18 protein-coding genes, 1 tRNA gene and 1 pseudogene are annotated in these 19615 nt (G+C 72.3%); 9 read left to right on the forward strand and 11 right to left on the reverse strand.

What is annotated here, in order from left to right; genetic code table 11:
* Nucleotides 1-542: pseudogene (locus tag GFD30_RS17040) on the forward strand (hypothetical protein); the annotation flags it as partial.
* Nucleotides 543-591: 49 nt separating this feature from the next.
* On the opposite strand, the gene GFD30_RS17045 reads toward GFD30_RS17040, so the two are convergent.
* On the reverse strand, nt 592-1710 hold the full coding sequence (locus GFD30_RS17045) for an N-acetylglucosamine-6-phosphate deacetylase (RefSeq protein WP_153026471.1): 1119 nt from the start codon (nt 1708-1710) through the stop codon (nt 592-594).
* Nucleotides 1711-1905: 195 nt separating this feature from the next.
* On the opposite strand from GFD30_RS17045, the gene GFD30_RS17050 reads away from it, so the two are divergent.
* Complete coding sequence (locus GFD30_RS17050; protein ID WP_322633347.1) at nt 1906-2691, forward strand: DeoR/GlpR family DNA-binding transcription regulator; 786 nt, start codon at nt 1906-1908, stop codon at nt 2689-2691.
* 81 nt (nt 2692-2772) lie between these two features.
* Here GFD30_RS17050 and GFD30_RS17055 read toward each other — a convergent pair whose 3' ends face one another.
* Entirely contained in the window at nt 2773-3147 is a 375-nt protein-coding gene (locus tag GFD30_RS17055) for a nuclear transport factor 2 family protein (protein WP_153026405.1), read from the reverse strand.
* 69 nt (nt 3148-3216) lie between these two features.
* Here GFD30_RS17055 and GFD30_RS17060 point away from each other — a divergent pair, with 69 nt between their 5' ends.
* On the forward strand, nt 3217-3813 hold the full coding sequence (locus GFD30_RS17060; protein ID WP_322633348.1) for a TetR/AcrR family transcriptional regulator: 597 nt from the start codon (nt 3217-3219) through the stop codon (nt 3811-3813).
* 108 nt (nt 3814-3921) lie between these two features.
* On the opposite strand, the gene GFD30_RS17065 is transcribed toward GFD30_RS17060, so the two are convergent.
* The 6 genes from GFD30_RS17065 to GFD30_RS27075 all read right to left on the reverse strand — a co-directional run bounded on the left by GFD30_RS17065 (nt 3922) and on the right by GFD30_RS27075 (nt 8815).
* A complete protein-coding gene (locus GFD30_RS17065) occupies nt 3922-5139 on the reverse strand; it encodes a hypothetical protein (protein ID WP_153026407.1) in 1218 nt (405 codons plus the stop codon).
* A gap of 67 nt (nt 5140-5206) precedes the next feature.
* Nucleotides 5207-6439: a hypothetical protein gene (locus tag GFD30_RS17070; RefSeq protein WP_153026408.1), complete on the reverse strand. Its 1233-nt coding sequence runs from the start codon at nt 6437-6439 to the stop codon at nt 5207-5209.
* Nucleotides 6440-6564: 125 nt separating this feature from the next.
* Nucleotides 6565-7122, reverse strand: a complete 558-nt coding sequence (locus GFD30_RS17075) for a DUF3180 domain-containing protein (protein ID WP_153026409.1) — start codon at nt 7120-7122, stop codon at nt 6565-6567.
* A 12-nt stretch (nt 7123-7134) separates the two neighbouring features.
* A complete protein-coding gene (folK, locus tag GFD30_RS17080) occupies nt 7135-7668 on the reverse strand; it encodes a 2-amino-4-hydroxy-6-hydroxymethyldihydropteridine diphosphokinase (protein WP_153026410.1) in 534 nt (177 codons plus the stop codon).
* Entirely contained in the window at nt 7665-8063 is a 399-nt protein-coding gene (gene folB, locus GFD30_RS27070) for a dihydroneopterin aldolase (RefSeq protein WP_322633349.1), read from the reverse strand. The genes folK and folB overlap by 4 nt, the downstream gene beginning before the upstream one ends.
* A gap of 68 nt (nt 8064-8131) precedes the next feature.
* Complete coding sequence (locus GFD30_RS27075; protein WP_227996517.1) at nt 8132-8815, reverse strand: hypothetical protein; 684 nt, start codon at nt 8813-8815, stop codon at nt 8132-8134.
* A 69-nt stretch (nt 8816-8884) separates the two neighbouring features.
* Between GFD30_RS27075 and GFD30_RS17090 the strand changes: the two genes are divergently transcribed.
* The 3 genes from GFD30_RS17090 to GFD30_RS17100 all read left to right on the forward strand — a co-directional run bounded on the left by GFD30_RS17090 (nt 8885) and on the right by GFD30_RS17100 (nt 12404).
* Nucleotides 8885-10657, forward strand: a complete 1773-nt coding sequence (locus tag GFD30_RS17090) for a glycerol-3-phosphate dehydrogenase/oxidase (RefSeq protein ID WP_153026411.1) — start codon at nt 8885-8887, stop codon at nt 10655-10657.
* 14 nt (nt 10658-10671) lie between these two features.
* Nucleotides 10672-10747 (forward strand) — tRNA-Arg (locus GFD30_RS17095).
* Nucleotides 10748-12008: 1261 nt separating this feature from the next.
* The gene (locus GFD30_RS17100; RefSeq protein ID WP_153026412.1) at nt 12009-12404 is read left to right on the forward strand and encodes a hypothetical protein; all 396 of its coding nucleotides are present in this window, start codon (nt 12009-12011) and stop codon (nt 12402-12404) included.
* A gap of 122 nt (nt 12405-12526) precedes the next feature.
* On the opposite strand, the gene GFD30_RS17105 is transcribed toward GFD30_RS17100, so the two are convergent.
* Nucleotides 12527-13597: a HAMP domain-containing sensor histidine kinase gene (locus tag GFD30_RS17105; RefSeq protein WP_153026413.1), complete on the reverse strand. Its 1071-nt coding sequence runs from the start codon at nt 13595-13597 to the stop codon at nt 12527-12529.
* The gene (locus tag GFD30_RS17110; RefSeq protein WP_153026414.1) at nt 13597-14301 is read right to left on the reverse strand and encodes a response regulator transcription factor; all 705 of its coding nucleotides are present in this window, start codon (nt 14299-14301) and stop codon (nt 13597-13599) included. The genes GFD30_RS17105 and GFD30_RS17110 overlap by 1 nt, the downstream gene beginning before the upstream one ends.
* Before the next feature lie 112 nt (nt 14302-14413).
* On the opposite strand from GFD30_RS17110, the gene GFD30_RS17115 reads away from it, so the two are divergent.
* The 3 genes from GFD30_RS17115 to GFD30_RS17125 all read left to right on the forward strand — a co-directional run bounded on the left by GFD30_RS17115 (nt 14414) and on the right by GFD30_RS17125 (nt 18824).
* Nucleotides 14414-16552 carry an MMPL family transporter gene (locus GFD30_RS17115; protein ID WP_153026415.1) on the forward strand — a complete coding sequence of 713 codons (2139 nt, stop codon included), beginning with the start codon at nt 14414-14416 and terminating at the stop codon, nt 16550-16552.
* Nucleotides 16553-17253: 701 nt separating this feature from the next.
* A complete protein-coding gene (locus GFD30_RS17120) occupies nt 17254-17553 on the forward strand; it encodes a hypothetical protein (protein WP_153026416.1) in 300 nt (99 codons plus the stop codon).
* Between the two features lie 5 nt (nt 17554-17558).
* Nucleotides 17559-18824, forward strand: coding sequence for a helix-turn-helix domain-containing protein (locus GFD30_RS17125; protein ID WP_153026417.1), 1266 nt, complete (start codon nt 17559-17561; stop codon nt 18822-18824).
* A gap of 231 nt (nt 18825-19055) precedes the next feature.
* Here the strand turns inward: GFD30_RS17125 and GFD30_RS17130 are convergent, their stop codons facing one another.
* The gene (locus GFD30_RS17130; protein ID WP_153026418.1) at nt 19056-19409 is read right to left on the reverse strand and encodes a hypothetical protein; all 354 of its coding nucleotides are present in this window, start codon (nt 19407-19409) and stop codon (nt 19056-19058) included.
* Nucleotides 19410-19615: the final 206 nt, after the last annotated feature.

Genomic DNA, 19615 nt, shown 5'->3' on the forward strand with positions numbered 1-19615 from the left:
GTCCCGGCGGCGAGCCCGCCGAAACGACGCCCGCGGATTTCGCGAGGCCCGGCGAGCGGTCGCCGCACGGCCCGCCCGGGGAGCCGCCGAGCGGCGTCCCCCGGCCGCCGGGGACCCACATTCCCGGAGGCGGACCGGGGCACGTCCCGCCCGTGCCGCCACCGCCGCCCGGATCGGGCTACAGCCCGTATGCGACCGGGCCGGTCCCGCCGCCGCCCATGCCCCCGCCGCCGCACGGCCGCGAAGGCGCGCCGCCCCCGGCCCGGCAGGAGCGCAACGGACTCGGGAAGGCCGCGTTGATCCTCGGGATCATCGCGGTCGCGCTGTCGTTCGTGCCCGGACTCAACGTGTTCACCTGGCCGCTGGGCGTGCTCGCGATCGTGTTCGGCGCCATCGGATGGGCGCGCGCGAACAAGGGCCAGGCGACGAACAAGCCGATCGCGATCGCCGGGCTCGTGCTCGGCATCGCCTCGTTCTTCACGTTCTGCCTGATCTACCTCCTCATCGGAGCGACCAGCACGACGTACGACTACAACATGTAGGAACGCGGACGGGGCCGGGGGCGCGACGCCTCCGGCCCCGTCCGCGTGCTCAGACCTGGATCCAGGCCCCGCGGCGCATGACCGAGACCAGGTTCAGGTCGTCGTCCAGGACGACGACGTCGGCGTACTTCCCCGCTTCGATGGCGCCCACGTCGCGCAGCCCCAGGAGTTCGGCCGGCGTCGCGGAGGCCATCTGGGAGGCGGCCTGGACGGACTGGCCGGCCAGCCGCACCGCGTTGCGGAAGGCGTCGAGGAGGGTGATCGTGGAACCGGCGATGACGTCGGTCCCGGCGACGGTCGCGGTGCCGTCCTTGACCTCCACCTCGTGGCGGCCGAGGACGTAGTGCCCGTCCGCGAGGCCCGCGGCGTCCATCGCGTCCGAGACGAGCAGGGTCCAGGCGGGCAGCGAAAGGTCGAACGCGAACCGCATGGTCCCCGGGTGCAGGTGGACCGGGTCGGCGATGACCTCGGAGAAGATCCGCTCGTCGTTCATGAGCGCGGGGATCGGGCCGGGGTCGCGGTGGTTGAAGGCCCGCATCGCGTTGAACAGGTGCGTGGCGGCCTGCGCGCCCGCGTCGATCCCGGCGAGCGTCTCCTCGTAGGAGGCGTCGGTGTGCCCGATCGAGGGCACCACGCCCTGCCCGTCGAGGAACTCGATGGCCTCCAGGGCCCCGGTCAGCTCGGGGGCGATGGTGACCATCTTGACGGCGCCGGACCCGTCATCGAGCCGCCCGGCCTCGATCAGCTCGGTCAGCTCGCCGAGGTCCGGGTCCCGGAGCACCTCGAGGGCGTGCGCGCCGCACTTGGCGGCGGAGATGTACGGGCCCTCGAAGTGGACCCCGGCCAGGACGCCCTCGGCGACGAGCGGGCTGAGCGACTCGGTCGCGTCCAGCAGGAACCGGTGGGAGGAGGAGACCAGCGAGGCGACGACGGTCGTGGTGCCGCGCGAGGCGTGGAAGCCGGCCGCGGCGCGGGCCGAGTCCGGGTCGCCGTTCGCGAGCGAGAACCCGCCGCCGCCGTGGCAGTGGGCGTCGACGAAGCCCGGGAGGACCCACCCGGCGGGCTCGCCGTCGCGTTCCAGGACGCCGTCGAAGCGGTCCCCGTCCACGACCAGCGTCCCGTTGACGACACCGTCGGGGGTGACGATCCGGCCCACGGCCGGCAGCATGACGCCGTCCACCGGCGCTCCTTCCAATCGATCCGGCGTGCGCCCCCGCACTCCGGTGCGGCACAATGACCGTGAGCGCACGAGCACCGCTTGAGCACGGCCCGAGCGCCACAGAGCATACTTCGAACACTATCGTGCAGACAGCGGCGGCCCGCCGCTGTCCCGACCCAGTACTTCTGAACGACGAGGAGCGACGTGGACCGCTATGCCCGGTGGAACACCCTGCTGGAGATCCTCGCAGAGACCGGACGCATCACCGTGGAGGAGGCGGCCGAGCGCCTCGGCGTCTCGCAGGCGACCATCCGGCGCGATTTCGACCAGCTCTCGCAGCAGCAGATGATCACCCGCACCCGGGGCGGCGCCGTCGCGGGCGGCATCTCCTACGACCTCCCCCTGCGTTACAAGACCGCCCGCCACGTCGAGGAGAAGCACCGCATCGGCACCGCCGCGGCGGGCCTGGTCAGCCCCGGCCAGGTCATCGCGCTCAACGGCGGCACCACGATCACCGAGGTGGCCCGGGCCCTCGCCACGCGGACGGACCTCGTCGCGACCCCAGGCTCGACGGGCCTGACGATCGTCACCAACGCGCTCAACATCGCCAACGAGCTCATCGTCCGGCCCCACCTCAAAGTCGTGGTCGTGGGCGGCGTCGTCCGCCCGCAGTCCTACGAGCTGATCGGCCCCCTCGCGGCGCCGATCCTGCGCGAGATCACCCTCGACATCGCCTTCCTCGGCGTCGACGCCATCGACATGAAGCTCGGCGCGACCAGCCACCACGAAGGCGAGGCGGCCATCAACGCCCTCATGGCGGCCCGCGCCCGCAAGGTCGTGGTCATCGCAGACGGCTCCAAGATCGGCGGCCACGCCTTCGCCCGGATCTGCCCCACCGACCGCGTCCACACGCTCGTCACCGACGCCAACGCCCCGGCCGACCAGCTCCGCGGCTTCGAAGAGGCCGGCATCCGGGTCATCGTCGTCTAGCCGCCGCTCTCGCCCGGACACCTGCCCGCTTCGCCCGTCGGGGCGCGATCGGGGTGTTCACAGCCTCCCAGGACAGAACAGCTAGGTCGAGGCGATGGGCCGGGTGGCCTGGACGGCACGGCGCAGCCGGCCGTCGGGAGCCAGTTCCCCGAACATGTAGACCTCCGTGGTGATGATGTCGCCCTTGCTCATCTCGGCGATGAGCCGGTACCGCGCGGCGACCTGATCACCGTCGACCAGGGCCTGCTCCACTTCGACGCGGAGGCCGGCGGCCCGTTTGCGCACGGGCCGGATGTGGTCGAGCAGGCGCGTGCGGTCCAGGAGCACGCCGTCGTTGACCAGCTCGTAGTCCTCGGTGTGGTATCGGTCGAGGACCGCGGCCGGGTCCTCCTCGCTCAGGCCGGCCTCCTGCGGGTACCGGGTCAGATAGCCGGTCAGGTCGGTTCCGGGTGTCATGCGGCCTCCTGGTGTCGATTTATTTTTGACATGATGTAAAGATTAAACCTTCGCGGTAAATTGGACAACGTGTCAAAGACAACACGCCCTCGTCCTCGCAAGCGGCGTTCGGACGCCGAGCACAGCGCCGCGGCAGTGCTCGACGCCGCCGTCGAGGTGCTCGGGCGCCAACCCGACGCGAAGCTGGAGCAGGTCGCCGAGGCCGCGGGCGTCACCCGCCAGACTGTGTACGCGCACTACCCGTCCCGGCCGCTGCTGGTCGCCGCGGTCGTCGACCGCATCACCGCCGAAGCCGTCACCGCGCTCGACGCCGCCGCTCTCGACAGCGGCACCAGTACCGGCGCGCTGCTGGCCTGGCTGGAGGTCACCTGGCGCCTGTTCGACCGCTACCCGCTGCTGCAGCACCCGTCGGTGACCGGCATGGACCGGTCGGATTCCGATCAGCACCACGCCCCGGTCGCCGAGCGCCTGGAACGGCTGATCGTCAACGGCCAGACCGCGGGCGAGTTCGACCGCGACCTCAGCCCGGCATGGCTGGTATCCGCGACCGTCGCGCTCGGACATGCAGCGGGCGTGGAGGTCGCCGCCGGCCGCATGACCGCTGAGGAGGCGTCGGAGTCACTGCGCCACAGCGTCCTCCGCGTCTACGGAGCAGGTCGCGCTTGAAGCCGGTTCGCCGTCGGTTCGGGCTTGCCGGCGGTCAGCGCCCGGCCCGAACCACAGCGGTGGCCTCCGCATGGAGGCCACCGCGATACTCCTGGATGCGGGCGTCTGCTACCGGTTCGCGGCTGCCGCGTCGGGGAGGGTCGGTTCGAAGAGCCCGGTGCCGGGGTCGGCGGTGTCGTATGCGGTCATCTCGGCGGTGGACTCGTCGGGTTCGGTCGGTTCCTTGGGTCGGCCGAGGCGGTCGAGTCCGAAGGAGACGAAGAGGCCGAGGAGGAGCAGGCCGGCGTAGACCGCGCCGGTCCAGTCGCGGTAGCGATCCGGGTCGGAGGCCGGGCCTTCGAGGGTCTGCCAGAAGAGGCCGAGGGCCCAGACCGCGATGAGCGCCAGGACCGTGCCGAAGGCGCCGCCGCGGCGGCCCCACGGGCTGGTTCCGGCGAGGAACACCACGATGAACACGTACGCGGTGAGCACGACGCCGGCGTCGGCGCCCACGGCGAACGCGCCGGGCAGGCCGAGGAGGTCCTCGCCTTGGCGGAACACGACGGCGAGGAACCCGCCGCCGGCGGCCAGGAGCAGCGCCAGGAAGTTCCCGCCCAGCAGCGCGACGACCGAGCCGGCCTCGCGGTCGCCGGTGCCGTCGGCAGCGCCCTTGACCTTGCTGAAGCGGTCCCGCACACCGGGGAGGAGCCCGAGGAGGCCGCCCGCGACCGAGAGCGCGGCCGCGCCGAGGAACAGCCACAGGCCGCCCGGGTCGGCCCAGGTGCCGGCCGCGCCCCCGCCGACCGCGCCGTCGAGCTCCCGCAGCGCCGGGAGCGAGCCGGCCAGGACCACGAGGGACGCGAGGCCCGCGAGCCAGGGCGGGATGCGGAAGACGACCGTCAGCACCGTGAACACGATCGCCACCGCGGCCGCGAGCCCGGCCGTGAAGGCGAGGCCCACGAGCGGGTCCGGGCCGACGAACAGCGTCGATGCGGCGATGACCGGCATCGGCATCGCCGGGACCGCGAGGTTCACCGCGCCGAGGCGCAGCGTGAGGCCGAAACCGGTGACCATCAGCAGGAGCGAGGCGAGGACCGTGAAGTCCGGCCCGAGCGCGTCGACGGAGAGGCCGCCGGAGAAGATCTCGTCCCGGCGCTGGTAGACCAGGAACAGCGCGTTCAGGGTCAGCAGCAGGAGGATGGCCTCCCAGATGAACTGGAAGCCCACGCGGTCCTTCGGCGCCGGTTCGGTCTCGGCGTACCCGACCGTGACCGCGGGCCGCCCCGCGAACGGGTCGACGGGCTCGGCCGGCGCGGCCGCGAACTCGAGCCGCTGGGTCTGGTCCATGGGCTGTTCGTCTCGCTCTGGCGGTACGTACGTCATGATGTCTGTCCTCTATGGGGGATGGAGGCGGTCAGCGCCCGAAGCGGCGGTCGGTGTCGAAGCGGGTCCCGGGGGTGTCGCGCAGGTCGTCGAAGACCCCGGAGGCCCCGAACGGGTCCGCGGGGGCCTTCGGGATGCCGCCGGTGGTCCGGATGCCTCCCGTGTTGGCGACCCACGGGTCGCCCCCGGCGCCCAGGTCGGCGAGGTCGTCGTCGTAGCGCTCGTACTGGCCGGTGTCGGCGGAGGCGCGGGGGTCCTCCTCGCGGAGGTCCTCGACGGATCCGGCGCGGCTCGTTGAGGCGGCCTCGACCTCGTCGACCTGGTTCATGGCCTCGACGAGGCGGGTCACGAGGAACCCCGCGACGATGGCGCTCAAAGCGATCCAGCTGGGATCGAAGCTCCAGCCCCGCGACTGGGCCAGCCACATCAGGGCCAGTACCAGGAGCGAGGCGAACACGGTGCCGCACACGCCGCCGCGGCGGCCCATGAGGCTCGTCCCGCCCAGAAGCGCCGCGCCGAGCGCGAGCACCGTCAGCAGGATCGGGTCCGGGAGCCCGGCCGCGCCCGCGTCGGGGACCGAGGTCCACGCGGCGACGACGCCCGCGGCGCCGGCCAGGGAGCAGGAGAGCAGGATGCCGAGGAACACCAGAGCGCCGCGGCCGTGCGGCTCGCCGACCGGGGTGCGGCGGATCGGGGCGAGCCGCGAGCGGACTCCGGCGAACGCGCCGACCAGGCCCAGGAACAGCGAGAGGCCGATCGCGCCCGCGAGCGCGGCGAGGACGGCGGTGCCGGGGAGTTCGGCGAGCGAGAAGGCGCCCGGGTCGCCGGCGGATCCGGCCCACAGGCCGATCGCGCCGCCGACGGCGCCGCTCGCGGCCCAGCCGGGGGCGCGCAGCCACGCGGTGAGGGTCGCGAGGACGACGCCGGTGAACACGGCGGCGCCGAGGCCGACCGCGAGCGCCATGGCCGAGCCGGAGCCGGAGGCGTCGACGAACATCCACGCGGCGAGGAGCGCGACGGGCCCGACGGCGAGGTTGACGGCGCCGACGCGCAGGGAGACGGCCATCGCGCAGGCCAGCATGATGAGGGGTGCGAGCGCGGAGGCGAACGCGGTCCAGGAGCCGTCGGCGAACGGTCCGGCGTCGGACTGGGTGAGGGCGAACAGGACGCCGCCGCCGAGGAGCAGCAGGCCGATCTCCCAGACCACGTGCACCGCCATGCGGTCCGCGGGGGTCTCGTCGTCGCCCACAGGGTCGGCGTTCACGGCCTTCAGACTCGAGGTCGAATCGCGGTCGCCGCTTCGGGATGGGGATTCGAATTTCATGGGGCGCACCTCTAAACGCGCGGAATATTGGGGATATCGGGGGTGGGTCCGGCAGTGGGTAGGCGTCAGGGTCGGTCGGGGCGGTCGTCGTCGCGGTCCTGCGGGGGGATGCGGCAGGAGTGCTCGAGCCAGACCGCGGCCGCGGTGAGGGCGGCGCACGCGACGGTGCCGAGCACCGCCGCGGGCAGGTCGTCGGCGGCGGCGGTCAGGCGTCCTGCCTGGACCGCGAGCCAGATGGTGAAGCCCAGGTACGCGCCGAAGAACACGGCCCCGGCGATCGAGGCGGCCTTGGCGAGGACGGCGTAGCGGGCGATCTGGAGCGCGTGCTCCGGGCCCTCGAGCCGTCCGGGGGCGGGCGACGGGCCGGTCCCGTCGACCGCGGCCGCCTGGAGTCGCTTCTTGCTGGGGCGCAGGGCCTTCCGGGTGGTCCAGGCCATCCATGCGAGGAGCACGGCGAGGGCGAGGACGACCACGGAGTTGTACCAGGCGAGGTCGGGGGCCTGCTGGTAGTAGCGGGCGACGAGGAGCAGCGTCAGGGCGGCCCCGACCAGTGCCGCCACCGCGAGGGTGGACGGCGCGGTGGGTCGAAGGCTCGGTGTAGGACCGTGCTTCCCGTCACTCATGCTGCCCCCTGTTCACGGCTCGCGAGCGTCGCCGTGTTCCGACCATATCTGGTGGAGGCGGCGCAGTGCGCGCGCGTCCGCCGCGACGGTCTCGTCGCGTAGCAGGTCCCTCACGCGGCCCTTCCCGGGCAGCTCGGCGTCGCGGTCGATCGCGAACCACGGGACCAGGACGAACGCCCGCAGGTGCGCGAGCGGGTGCGGCAGCCGGAGTTCGGGGTCGTCGGAGCGGACCGGGCCGTCCGCGTCCCACACGGCGATGAGGTCGACGTCGAGCGTCCGGGGCCCGTACGGGCGGGCGGGGTCGCGGACGCGGCCGGACTCGGCTTCGAGCCGCTGTCCGAGCGCGAGCCAGTCCCGCGCGGTCCGCGCGGGGTCGTCGGCGATGACGGCGATGTTGTAGTAGGCGGGCTGCTCGTCGTCGCCGCCCCACGGCGGCGTCTCGTACACGTCGGACACCGCCTCGGGCGCGACGGCCTCGATGGCGGACCGGAGGGCGGCCTCGCGGTCGCCGAGGTTCGATCCCATGCTGAAGACGACCCTGCTCATGGGGCTTCCTTTCCGCGAAGCCGGCGAGCGGTCGACCGGTCCCGTTCGATCGTGACGGCGACGTCGGTGAACCGCTGGGCGATCGGCGCCTGCGGCTTGTGGACGGTCACCGTCGCCGAGCCGACGCCGTCGATGGCGAGGCACGCGTCGGCGAGGCGTTCGGCGAGGGTCTCGATGAGGTTGACCGGCTCGCCGGCGACGATCGCGGCGAGCGCGTCGGCGAGCGCGCCGTAGTCGACGGTGTCCCGGAGGTCGTCGCTGGCGGCGGCCTCGGCGGTGGAGGTGCGGAGGGCGACGTCGACGATGAAGTCCTGCCCGGTGTCCCGCTCGAAGTCGAAGACGCCGTGGCGTCCGTGGACGCGCAGTCCGGTCAGGGTGATCACGTCGGTATCCACGCGCCTGAGCCTACTCGAACGGGCGCGGCCGGTCAGGGGGCTCGGGTGGCGGGCCGGCCGCGGTCCCGTCAGGGCGTCTCGGCGGCCTCGACGGTCTCGGCGCGCGGCTCGGGCACGGCGGCCGCGCGGCGCCGCGAGTCCCCGCGGGTGCGCACGAAGTACCACGTCGCGGCGGCGAGGACCGCCCCGGCCAGGAGGATCGGCAGCAGCCGCAGGTTCGCGTCGAACCAGTCCAGGAGTTCGCGGTACTCGGCGTCGGGGTCGAACAGGAGGACCGCGGCGATCCCGGCGGCGACCACGCCGGCGCCCGTGAACAGGCCGGACTTCCACCACAGGCCGAGGCTCAGCCGCCGGGCGAGGATCTGCGCGACGTCGAGGATCCGCTTGGCGCGCAGCACCCTGATCGTCCCGATGAGGTAGGCGAGCCGCAGGATCTGGGCGCCGCCGGCGGCGAGCACGAGGCTCGCGAGGGTCAGCAGGCACACCAGCAGCATCCACTTGTGCCGCCACAGCCATTCGCGCTTGTGCTCGGCCGCGAGCAGGAGCACGACCGATTCGAACCAGAGGACGGCCCCGGCCGCCCAGCCGATCGCCTTGCCCGCCAAGGCGAGGTCGCCGTCGGTCCAGACCGTGAGGAACACGGCGGGGATGGAGGCGCACACCGCGACGATGACCGGGACCCGCAGTTTGAACTGGAGGAACCGGGCGAAGACGGTGAGCTTGTCAGGGCGCGCAGGGGGGTGGTCGCTCACTCCTCCAATTTACGCGGCGAGTGCGCGCAGACGCATGTCAGCCCAGCTCGGTGCACGTATCGTGAACGCATGCGCACGCCCGTGTCCTGGACCCGATCGCAGGCCGGCCGCCTCTCTCCGGAGCGGCGGCGGGCGGACCTGCGGCGGCTCGGCGCGGAGGAGTTCGACGTGGTCGTCGTCGGCGGCGGCGCCACCGGCGCGGGCGCGGCCCTCGACGCGGCCTCGCGCGGACTCCGGACGGCCCTCGTCGAGGCCCGCGACCTGGCCTCGGGCACGTCGTCGCGGTCGAGCAAGCTCGTCCACGGCGGCCTGCGGTACCTCGAGCAGCTCGAGCTCGGCCTCGTCCACGAGGCGCTGACCGAGCGCGGCCTGCTCGCCGGCAGCCTCGCCCCGCACCTGGTGCGGCCGGTGCCGTTCCTGTTGCCGCTCAAAGGGATCTGGGAACGCGCCTACTACGGCGCGGGCGTCGCGGCCTACGACGTCCTCGCGACCGCGCTGCGCTCCCGGAGCGCGGGCGCCGGCCGCGACCGCGGCGGCCTCCCGTGGCACCGGCACCTGTCCCGGACGGCGGCGCTGCGGGCGTTCCCCGACCTGGACCCGCGGGTGCGCGGAGCGATCCGGTACTTCGACGCGCAGGTCGACGACGCCCGCCTGGTCGTCGCGCTCGCGCGGACCGCGGCGTCGCTCGGCGCGGCGGTCGTGACGTCGGCGCAGGCGGTCGGGTTCACCCGCGAGGGCGGTCGCCTGTCCGGCGTGGAGGTCCTCGACGTCGAGTCGGGCACCCGCCGGACCGTCAAGGCGCGCACCGTGGTCTGCGCGGCCGGGGTGTGGAGCGACGACCTGGCGGGGATGCTCCCGAAGCGGCCCGGGATGGCGGTGAAGGCGTCCAAGGGCGTGCACCTGGTGCTGCCCGGTTCGGCGATCCGGGGTTCGGCGGGGATCATCTCGCGGACGAAGTGGAGCGTCCTGTTCATCATCCCGTGGGACCGGCACTGGCTGATCGGGACCACGGACACCGAGTGGGACCTGGACCTGGCGCACCCGGCCGCGTCCGCGAGCGATGTCGCCTACCTGCTCCAGCAGGCGAGCGACGTGCTCCGCCACCGCCTCGACGTGTCCCAAGTAGAGGGCGTGTACGCGGGCCTGCGGCCGCTGCTGCGCGGAGAGACCGAGGCGACCTCGAAGCTCAGCCGCGAGCACGCCGTCACCGAGCCCGAGCCGGGCCTGTTCTTCGTGGCGGGCGGGAAGCTCACCACTTACCGGGTCATGGCGCGGGACGCGGTCGACGCCGCCGCGGCCCGCCTCGGCCCCGGCGTCCCCGCGAGCGGCACGCACCTGCTGCCGCTCCTGGGCGCGGACGGGTACGGCGTGTACTGGGAGGCGCGGGACCGGATCGCCAAGCGCTTCGACGTGCCGGTCGAGACCGTCGAGCACCTGCTGCGCCGCTACGGGAACCTCGCGCCGCAGCTCCTGCGGATGGTCGCCGAGCTGCCGCAGCTCGGCCGCCCGCTGGCCGGCGGCGACGACTACCTGCGCGCCGAGGTCGTCTACGCGGCCCGGTACGAGGGCGCGCTGCACCTGGACGACATCCTGACGCGGCGGCTCCGCCTGTCCATCGAGTCGTTCGACCGCGGCACCGAGGCCGCGAGCGACGCGGCCGCGCTCGCGGGCGCGGTCCTCGACTGGCAGGAGTCCCGCCGGACCCTCGAAGTCGAGACCTACCTGCACCGCGTCGACGCCGAGCGCCGCTCCCAGCAGCAGCCCGACGACGACGCCGCCGAGGCCGCCAGGCTCGCCGCGGTCGACCTGCGCCGCCTCGCCCGCTTCCGACAGATCGGCTAGACTCGGCTTCCGTCGCCCCAGTAGCTCAGGGGATAGAGCGTCGGTTTCCTAAACCGTGCGTCGCAGGTTCGAATCCTGCCTGGGGCACCAAAACTGTAATATGTGAACCTCTCGGTCGTTTCCCCGGCGACCTGACGTTCGATTCGCGCGGCGTCGCTGCCAGCCTGGTGGTCGAGTCGCCCGGCCGAGCGCAGCCCCGGAGCAGCACGGAACGGAGTTCAATCCCCGAACTCGCCGGCCGGCCTTCCCCGCATTCCCCTCGCGTAGTCATTGGTGATCCGTGGGTCGTTCTCGGGAGGGGTGTAGATGCGAGTCTTGATGGGACCCGTGGTCCTACGCCCCGAGCGTGGCGGCTTCCGCGGGGCGGGGACCACCTGGACCGCAATGGCACGAGCTCCGGAGCGGAGCAGGTCGGTACATCTTTCGCAGTACCGCCGTCCGGTCTTGGCGTTGAATCCGCAGCATTCGCACAGACCCAGCGCCCGGATCTCACGCTTCGTCTTGGCTTGCTGGGTGGTCTTCCGCGCTTTCGCACGCTGCTTCCGGTTCGCCGGTTGAGCAACAACATTGGACCGGGACCGCTTAGCCGCCCCCGGCTCGCCTTCGCAGGGCCGACAGCGCGCACTGTTCTTCTTCGCGCGTTTCCCGCAGAGCTCGCAGAACGGCGAGGCCGAGCCACTCGGCGCCCGACGAGCCACGGCAGTGGCCCGATTGCGCGACTGGGTCCGGACCGTCTTTGCTCCGCTGCCCGGGTTCCGTTCGCGCGCGGCGCGCTGCTTCCGCTCAAGCGTGCCTGCCCGGGACAGCGCTCCACGCAGCGGTCGGTTCGCGGTCAGTCTGCCGCCGCAGTATCTGCAGGCAGTCCAGTCGGGGAACAGCACCAGCGCCTCACACTGCACGCAGTAGCGGTCGACCGGTCGCGACGAAGGTGTCTTTGCCATGGAGGGGTTCCCATCGAAAGCAGTCCGGGAATGTTACCACGGTCACATAATTCTGTGAAGCTCCATTGTCGACGAGCTTGCCAAGAGATGACCGCAAGCGTTTAAAGGCCCGGTTTCACCGCAGTTGTCCACGCCGAGGCACCAGGCACGACCTCATCGATCCGTCCCTTGCGCCACTCGGCGATCGGGGCGAGGCCGAGACCCTCGACGGCGAGCAAACGGATAAGGCTCCTGGCTGGCGCCCTCACGCGATTCTGTGCTGAACCGGGAGACAGAGGGCCGCCATCGCGGTCGCCTCGGTCTGTTCCCATCTGCGTCACCGCCTATGGAGTTGCACGGGCACCAGCGCTAACGTGGTTGCCTCACTGCGCGGGCCGGCCCGCGCGGACCCCTCGACGGAAGGTCACGCAATGCCCAAGTTCGGGCGAGACGATGAGGACTGGTCCAGGCTCCTCGAAGCCGGGCGAGAGTTCCTGATCGAGCGCGCCAAGCTCGCCAACTTCACCAGCTACACCGAACTCAACGCCGTCCTCGAGCGCCGAATCGGGCTCGGGTTCGACTTCGACCAAGACGCCGACCGGTTCGCGATGGGTCAGCTCCTCGGCGAGATTTCGAAGGAGCACATGGCGGAGACCGGCCAGCCGTTCATGATCTCCTCGCTCGTCTATTACCTCAACCACAACGACGTCGGCCCCGGCTTCTACAAGGAGGCGATCGGTTTGGGCCTGCTCAAACAGAAGCAGGACCGGCTCAAGTTCTGGATCGACCAGCACAAGGCCGTCTTCGACTACTACTCCGAGAAGTAACCGTCTTCGCTCCGCCCCTGCGAGGCGGCGCGAATCGGCTTCTTGCCGCTGGTCAGTTCGATCCCGTACCGCTCGGCCGGTACCGGCTGTCGCACGCCGGCGCGATAGACCTCGGCGGCGTCTCACCCGTGGTCCGCGGTGGGCAGGCGCACCCGGACGGTCAGGCCCTTCGGGGTGTCGGGGATCTCGGCGGTGCCGCCGTGGGCTTCGGCGACGGCGCGGACGATGGCGAGGCCGAGGCCGGCGCCGGTCCGGGCCTGCGGGTCGGCCCGGGTGAAGCGGGCGAACGGGTCGGCCAGCGCCGAGGACGGGCCGGGGCCGTCGTCGGCGACTTCGATGAGGGCCGCGCCGTGCTCGGCGGCGATGCGAACGGTGACGGTGGTCGCGGGCGGAGTGTGGGCGGTGCCGTTGGCGAGGAGGTTGTCCAGAAGCCGACGGAGGCCCGACGGGTCGCCGGTGACGGTGAGGTCCGGGCCGTCCTCGACGAGCCAGCGGCGTTCGGTGTCGCGCACGCGGGCGGCGTCGACGGCCTCCGCGGCGATGTCGCGGAGCACGACGGGCTCGGGGCGGTGGGCGGCGGCCTGGGCGGAGCCGGCGAGGGCGAGCATGCCTTCGACGAGTTCGCCGACGCGGGCGGACTCGGATTCGATGCGGGCCATGGCGGTCGCGAGCGTGCCGGGGTCGTCGGCGGCGCCGCGGCGGAACAGTTCGGCGTAGCCGCGGACGGTTGCGACGGGGGTGCGCAGCTCATGGGACGCGTCGGCGAGGAACCGGCGCAGGTCCGCTTCGGCGCGGCGGCGGCGCTCGAGCTCGGTGCGCAGATCGTCCGCCATGGTGTTGAACGCCTCCGCGAGGGCGCCGGCCTCGGTGCCGGGGCGCACCGGCATCCGCGCGTCGAGATCGCCGCCGCCGAACCGCCGAGCGAGCGGGACCAGACCGGTGACGCCCCGCAGCTGGCGCCCGATGGTGATCCAGGCGAGCACCCCCGTGAGCAGGAGCGCCGCGGCGGCGGAGCTGCCCGAGGCCGCCGCCACGCGCTGCAGGAGCTGGCGTTCGGCCGCGGCGGCGTCGAGGCCGTCGCGCACGAGGTCCTGGCGCCAGTCCTGCACCGCGCCGACGGTCGCGCCGACGGTGAGGACGAGGGCCGCGAGCAGCAGGGCCAGGACCGTGATCGTGAGTCTGCGCCGGAGCATCAGCGGGGCTCCGCGCGCATCATGTAGCCGACGCGGTTCACCGTGTGGATCAACGGGACCGGATCGGGCCCATCGGGCACGCGGTCTACTTTGGCCCGCAGGTAGGAGACGTAGGTCTGGACCACGGAGGCGTTCCCTCCGAAGTCGTACTGCCAGACGCGGTCGAGGATCTGGGCCTTGGTCAGGACCTGCCCGGGGTGGGCCATCAGCAGGCGCAGGAGCGCGAACTCGGTGGGGGTGAGCTGGATGCGGCGTCCGGCGCGGCGGACCTCGTGCGCCGCCTCGTCCAGGACCAGGTCGGCGACGCGCAGGACGTGCGGGCGGCCGGGCCCCTTGAGCCGGCGGGTGACGGCCAGGACCCGCAGCACCAGCTCTTCGATGCTGAACGGCTTGGTCACGTAGTCGTCCCCGCCCGCCACGAAACCCGAGATCCGGTCGCCGGGCGCGTCACGGGCGGTGAGGAAGACGACCGGGGCGTCGATCCCGGCATCGCGCATCTGGCGGCACAGGTCGAATCCGGAGGTCTCGCCGAGCATGACGTCCAGGACCAGGAGGTCGGGGCGGTCGTCGCGCAGGCTTCGCCACGCGACGGGCCCGGAGTGGGCGACCGCGGTCGCGAAACCCTCGAAGCGCAGCGCGGTCGCCACGAGCTCGGCGAGGTAGACCTCGTCGTCCACCACCAGGACCTTCGCGCGTGCTGCCATGCCGCGATTCTCTCAACCGGAGACGGCGGTCTCCAGTTCGCGGGACGGTTTCTGATCGTTCTCACAGAACTTCCGATGAGCGCCGGAAGACCGCCGGGATGGACTGGGGCGCATGACGACACTCCAATCACCCCCGGCCGGGACCCGCGGTGTCACCGCCGCCGTCCTCAAGCGGTCGCGACTCGTCGCGGCCGCACTGCTCGCCCTCGTCGCCCTCGGCGGCCTGGCGGCGTTCGACCTCGCCGGCCGCGTCACCGAGTCCAACCGGTACCCCGGCCTCGCGGCCTGGGAGGCCAACGACGCGATCCACACCGAGTTCGGGACCGGCGGGTACGAGCGCCCGCGGATCGCCGTGGTCGACCTGCCCGACGGGTCGGCCGTGGACGACCCGGCCGTCCTCGAAGGACTCGCGGAGGCCTCGGCGGACATCGCCGCCGCGACCGGCGCGCGGGTCGTCGGATACGCCGACGAGGCCGACCCGGCGTTCCGCACCGACCGAGCGGACCTGACCTACCTCCTGGTGTTCCCGCCCTACGCGCCCGCAGGCGGCATGCCCGGGAGCGCCCTCGGCGAGGTCGCCGACCTGGGGCCGGCGATCCATGCGTCCCTGACCGACGCGCTGCCGCCGGGGACGGCCGTGCGCGAGACGGGCCTGGACGCGCTCACGCCGAACCGCGACGAGGGCGGCCTGAACGTCGGACTGAAGATCGGCGTCGCCGCCGCGCTCGCGCTGGTGGTGCTGCTGTGGTTCTTCCGCTCCGCCCTCGCGGCCCTGCCGCTGCTGATCTCGCTGCTGGCCATGCCCATCGCCGCGCTCGGCATCTGGGCCCTGAGCCTGTTCACCACCGTGCACGAGACGACCCTGATGATGGCGCCGGTACTCGCGATCGGCATCGCGGTCGACTACGCGCTCATCGTCACCAGCCGGTGGCGCGAGGCCCGCGCCGCCGGGCTCGACGCCGAGGCGGCCGTCCGCGAAGCGATGCGCACCTCCGGACGGGCGATCGCGGTCAGCGCCCTGGCCGTCGCCGCGGGCCTGGCGACGATGATCGTGCTGCCGATCCCGATCCTCACCAGCCTCGGCCTGGGCGGCACGGTCACCACCGCCGCCGGCGCCCTGGTGACGCTGACGGCGCTGCCGCTCCTGCTGCGTGCGATCGGCAGGCGCCGCGCGGCGCCGCGTCCGGTCGGGGACGGCCGCGGCTGGGAGCGCCTGGCCCGCTGGAGCATGCGACGCCGGGTTCCCGTGATCGCCGTCGCCGGCGGCCTCCTCCTCGCGCTCGCGGGCGTCGCCACGACCATCAACCTGTCGACCCCGGTGACCGACCGGCTCGCGCAAGAGGGTTCCGCGCACGACGCGCTGGCCGACCTGGAGGGCGCCGGAGTGGCGACCGGGGTCGTCAGCGCCTTCGACGTGCTGGCCCCGGCGGGCGCCGAGGACGAGGCGCGGGACGCGATCCTCGGAGTGGACGGCGTGTCCGCGGTCGTCTCGGTGCGGGCTCCGCAGTGGCGGTCGCAGGAGTACGTGCTGCTCACCGTGATCCCGGTGGCGGAGAGCGGCGGCCCCGAAGGGACCGAGACGGTGCGGCGGGTCCGCGAGGCGGTCCCCGCGGGCGTGTCGGTGGGCGGCAACGCGGCCCAGCAGCTCGACTACGTCTCGGCGACGTACGGCGCCTTCCCGTGGATGCTGGCCCTGGTGTGCCTCGCGACGTTCACCGTGGTGGCGCTCGCGTTCCGCTCGGTCCTGCTGGCGCTCAAGGCGATCGTGCTCAACCTGCTCTCGCTCGGCGCCGTGCTGGGGGCACTGGTGATCGTCTGGCAGTGGGGCTGGGGCACCGAAGCGGTGCTCGGGGTCGTCCCGGACGGGTCGGTGGGGACCTTCGTCCCGGTGACCGTGTTCGCGTTCCTGTTCGGCCTGACCATGGACTACGAGGTGTTCCTCCTGTCCCGCATCGCGGAGGAGCACGACCGGACCGGGGACACCGAGGCCGCCGTGGCCCGCGCCCTCGGCCGCACCGGGCGGCTCATCAGCGCCGCCGCGGTGATCCTGTTCTGCTCGTTCGCATCGATGGCGATGACCCGCGAACTCGACGTCGCGGTCTTCGCCAGCGGGGTCGCCCTCGGCATCCTCCTCGACGTCACCCTCGTCCGCGGCCTCCTGGTCCCCGCCCTGATCGCGGCGTTCGGGCGCTGGAACTGGTGGTTCCCGCCGCTGGGGCGCCGCACGGCGTCGGCGGCGACCGGCCGCTGAGCGACCAGGAGGTCCCCCGGTCAAGGGCCGTTGTCGTCGCCCGGGTCGCGGTCCGTCGCGTGCGGCCGGGGGCGGCCGGCGCCTCCGTATGAGCGACCGGGAACGAAACGAGCGGGTCCCCGAGACCAACGGGGACCCGCTCAACCGAGTTTGTACCGCTTACCAGGACGCTCTCGGTGTTCTTCACCAATACTAGGAGTCACCCTGGTGCGCTTACGAAGATCGTGACCGATACCGGTCGCTTCGTGAGGTGAATCACCAAGCCCGAACTCCGCGAAACTCTTGCGCAATACCAGGGGAATCGCTATGGCTCCAAACCAGGATGCACGTCCTATCAACGGTGCCCGGACCCGCTCTCGAAACCAACGAAATAGATACAACCCGTACGGTTTATCGCACGGTCCGGACCTGCTGAAACACAGTGGATAGTGCAATTCAATACGAAACAGCAAGCTGATGGGATCGCTTCCAATTGGGGCGCAACGCGGACCAGGTGTCAGGCGAGGCCCAGACCCCTACTTTTCGGCGGAGGCGCCGCCTACTCTTGTGCGTATCTCGCGCGGTGGAGACCACCCGGGACTCGTCCCGGGCCGCCGCGCAAGGTGATGTTTTGACCGCTTACCACCCCGTGCCCTGACGTGTCCGCACGTCAGGGCACGGGGGCTACGAGAAGTAGAGGACGAACGCACACCATGGCCTCCATGCCGTCTGCGCACCGACGCGCCCGCACCTCCCCGGTCGCCGAGACCGGACCCGTCACGCTCCGGATGCCGAAGCTCCCGGTCCCGGCGGCCGGGGCGACGCCCCCTCCCCCGCCGCCTTCGCCGGCCGCGGCCGCGGGGCTGCCGCCGCTGCCCGGCAACTACGTCTGGGCGCTCGTGGCGATGCTGGCCGGCGTCATCGGGCTCCACCTGCTCGGAGCCACGGTCCACGAGGCGATCGCCGTCGTCGAGGCCCTGGTCGTGCCGCTCGGCATCCTGGTCTGGCGCCGGAGGAAGTAGCACCGATGGCCGCCCCGGGGCGCTTCTACCCGCGGCTGGCCCAGCACCTGCTCGCGGAGTTCACGGGCGCACTCCGTGAACTCCGCGAGCGGGCGGGCCTGCCGACCTTCCGCGCGATGAGCCGCCGCACCGGCGTCAGCGCGGCCACGCTGTGGCGCGCCGAGTCCGGCGACAGCTACCCGACCCTGCTCGCCACGATCGCCTATGTCGAGGCCTGCGACGGGGACCAGCAGTTGTGGGAGGAGCAGCACCACGACCTCATGCTGGGCCTGAACGGGAGCGACACCGCCGAACCGGTGGTCTTCGTGCCGTGGCGCGACTACTTCGACCAGGCGAAGCCCGCGCCGCCGCCGACGGTCAAGACGCTCCGCAAGGAGATGCGGCGCCTGTGGGTCGCGTCCGGTCTGACCCTCCGGGAGATCTCCGAACGCACCAAGATGTTCCGGTCGATCTCCGGGGAGTACGGGATCGGCGTCTCGACGATCAGCGAGCTGTGCAATCCCGACCAGGTCCGCGTACCGCGGCGGCGGACCCTCCACGGGTTCCTGCAGGCGGTCGAGGCCGAACCGAGGTCGATCGAGCGGTGGCTCGCCGCCCGGAACCAGTTGGCGGCGAAGCAGGACCCGCACCTGGAAGAGCCGCAGCGCTTGCCCCTGGGCGTCTCGTCGGCGAAGCCGGTGGTGGTGCCGACGGCCGCCGGCGAGAGCGTCGTGGACCCCGGTCAGCAGCTCCTGGCGCGGTTCCGCCGGCTGCGCAAGGACCTGGCCAGCCCGGGGAAGGCGTCCTCACCGCCCCGGGTCGCGCGTGTCCTGCAAGGACTCGGCGTGGACGAGCGGACCGCGAACCAGTTGGCGCAGAGCCCGACCTACTCCTCGACGTTCGTCATGCAGGTCGACCAGACGATGCACAAGGTCATGACGGAGGGGCGCCTGTCCAGCAGCGGAGCGCCGCTGGCGCTGGAGTTGGCGATCCACCGGGTGGTGGCCTCGTTCCAGCAGCACCTCGAACGGTCGCAGTCGGCGCGGGACCGCGAGCGCGATCAGTACCGCGGACGCGAACTCCGCGCCGCCCGCACGGACGCCCCGGCCCGGGAGGCGCAGGCCCAGGAGCAGCGCGCCGGCCGGACGGGCGGCGCCGACGCCGCGAAGCGGGAAGCGCCCGTGTACCGCGGGCGCGAGCAGGAACTGCAGCGGTGGCATGAACGCAACCGGGCCCGGGCGGAACAGCTCCGAAGGGAGCGCGCCGACGTGACGGTGTCGCGCCTTCCCTGAGGCCGGGCCGGTTCGCGGGCGGGTGCGACCGCGCCGCGCCGATGTCTGCGCCCGCCGCACCCGGGTCCGCCGGCCGTCGCGGGCGAGGCGGTCCGGCGTCCGGACGGCGCCGAGAACGGGCGGGGCCTACGCGGTCCCGCCCGTTTCAGTGTGTCAGCACTGTTCGCGTTGTTCTCGGTCTCGGTGTCTGGTGAAGAGCTCGGGGAGGCCCCCACCGGCCTCCCCGAAGCTCTATCCCACCAATGGAGCAAGGTCTTCGGGAGCGCGTGCTCCTAAGCGGAACCGCGCCGTGTAGATGTTGCCGTCGCGGATCCAGGCGAGCTGGAGCGAGGCGAACATGTCGTCCAGGATGTCCTCGTCGGGGAGCCCGTAGTGCTCGCCGAGGCTGCGTCCGCGGTAGTGCCACAGGAGTCCTGCCTGGACCTGGGCGGCGTCCGCGGTGTGCTTCCCGCAGGAGCGGGCGCAGCGGTACAGCACCTGGCCGCTGCGGTCGTACTCGATCGCCATCACCTGTTGGCACATAGAGCTCCGCAGCTTCCCGGCCGCGGCCGCCTGCAGCAACGTCTGCGCCTCGAGACGTTCCATATGGAACCCCACCCCTCTCCGGGCGACGATGGGGCCTCACCGCAGCGGGCCCATGACGATGACTGGATCTTCAGTTGTGCGATGCGCGACGCGCCTTCGCGAAGGCGATTGCCCGCCGCCCCGGAGGTTTCGGCCGGTTCCGCCTGTCGCTGCCCGAAGCGTCGGTTAGCGGCATTTGAGTCCGTGACTACGGTCGCACACCTTGC

This window comes from Glycomyces albidus (assembly GCF_009451885.1).
Lineage (GTDB): Bacteria > Actinomycetota > Actinomycetes > Mycobacteriales > Micromonosporaceae > Glycomyces > Glycomyces albidus.

What these genes read in the sequence shown, in the direction of transcription:
- GFD30_RS17055 (WP_153026405.1), bottom strand. Translation starts at nt 3,147, where the DNA reads ATGACACCCGGAACCGACCTGACCGGCTATCTGACCCGGTACCCGCAG.
- GFD30_RS17115 (WP_153026415.1), top strand. Translation starts at nt 14,414, where the DNA reads ATGACGACACTCCAATCACCCCCGGCCGGGACCCGCGGTGTCACCGCC.
- GFD30_RS17120 (WP_153026416.1), top strand. Translation starts at nt 17,254, where the DNA reads ATGCCGTCTGCGCACCGACGCGCCCGCACCTCCCCGGTCGCCGAGACC.
- GFD30_RS17090 (WP_153026411.1), top strand. Translation starts at nt 8,885, where the DNA reads ATGCGCACGCCCGTGTCCTGGACCCGATCGCAGGCCGGCCGCCTCTCT.
- GFD30_RS17075 (WP_153026409.1), bottom strand. Translation starts at nt 7,122, where the DNA reads ATGAGTGACGGGAAGCACGGTCCTACACCGAGCCTTCGACCCACCGCG.
- GFD30_RS17100 (WP_153026412.1), top strand. Translation starts at nt 12,009, where the DNA reads ATGCCCAAGTTCGGGCGAGACGATGAGGACTGGTCCAGGCTCCTCGAA.
- GFD30_RS17125 (WP_153026417.1), top strand. Translation starts at nt 17,559, where the DNA reads ATGGCCGCCCCGGGGCGCTTCTACCCGCGGCTGGCCCAGCACCTGCTC.
- GFD30_RS17130 (WP_153026418.1), bottom strand. Translation starts at nt 19,409, where the DNA reads ATGGAACGTCTCGAGGCGCAGACGTTGCTGCAGGCGGCCGCGGCCGGG.
- GFD30_RS17105 (WP_153026413.1), bottom strand. Translation starts at nt 13,597, where the DNA reads ATGCTCCGGCGCAGACTCACGATCACGGTCCTGGCCCTGCTGCTCGCG.
- GFD30_RS17065 (WP_153026407.1), bottom strand. Translation starts at nt 5,139, where the DNA reads ATGGACCAGACCCAGCGGCTCGAGTTCGCGGCCGCGCCGGCCGAGCCC.
- GFD30_RS17045 (WP_153026471.1), bottom strand. Translation starts at nt 1,710, where the DNA reads ATGCTGCCGGCCGTGGGCCGGATCGTCACCCCCGACGGTGTCGTCAAC.
- folK (WP_153026410.1), bottom strand. Translation starts at nt 7,668, where the DNA reads ATGAGCAGGGTCGTCTTCAGCATGGGATCGAACCTCGGCGACCGCGAG.
- GFD30_RS17110 (WP_153026414.1), bottom strand. Translation starts at nt 14,301, where the DNA reads ATGGCAGCACGCGCGAAGGTCCTGGTGGTGGACGACGAGGTCTACCTC.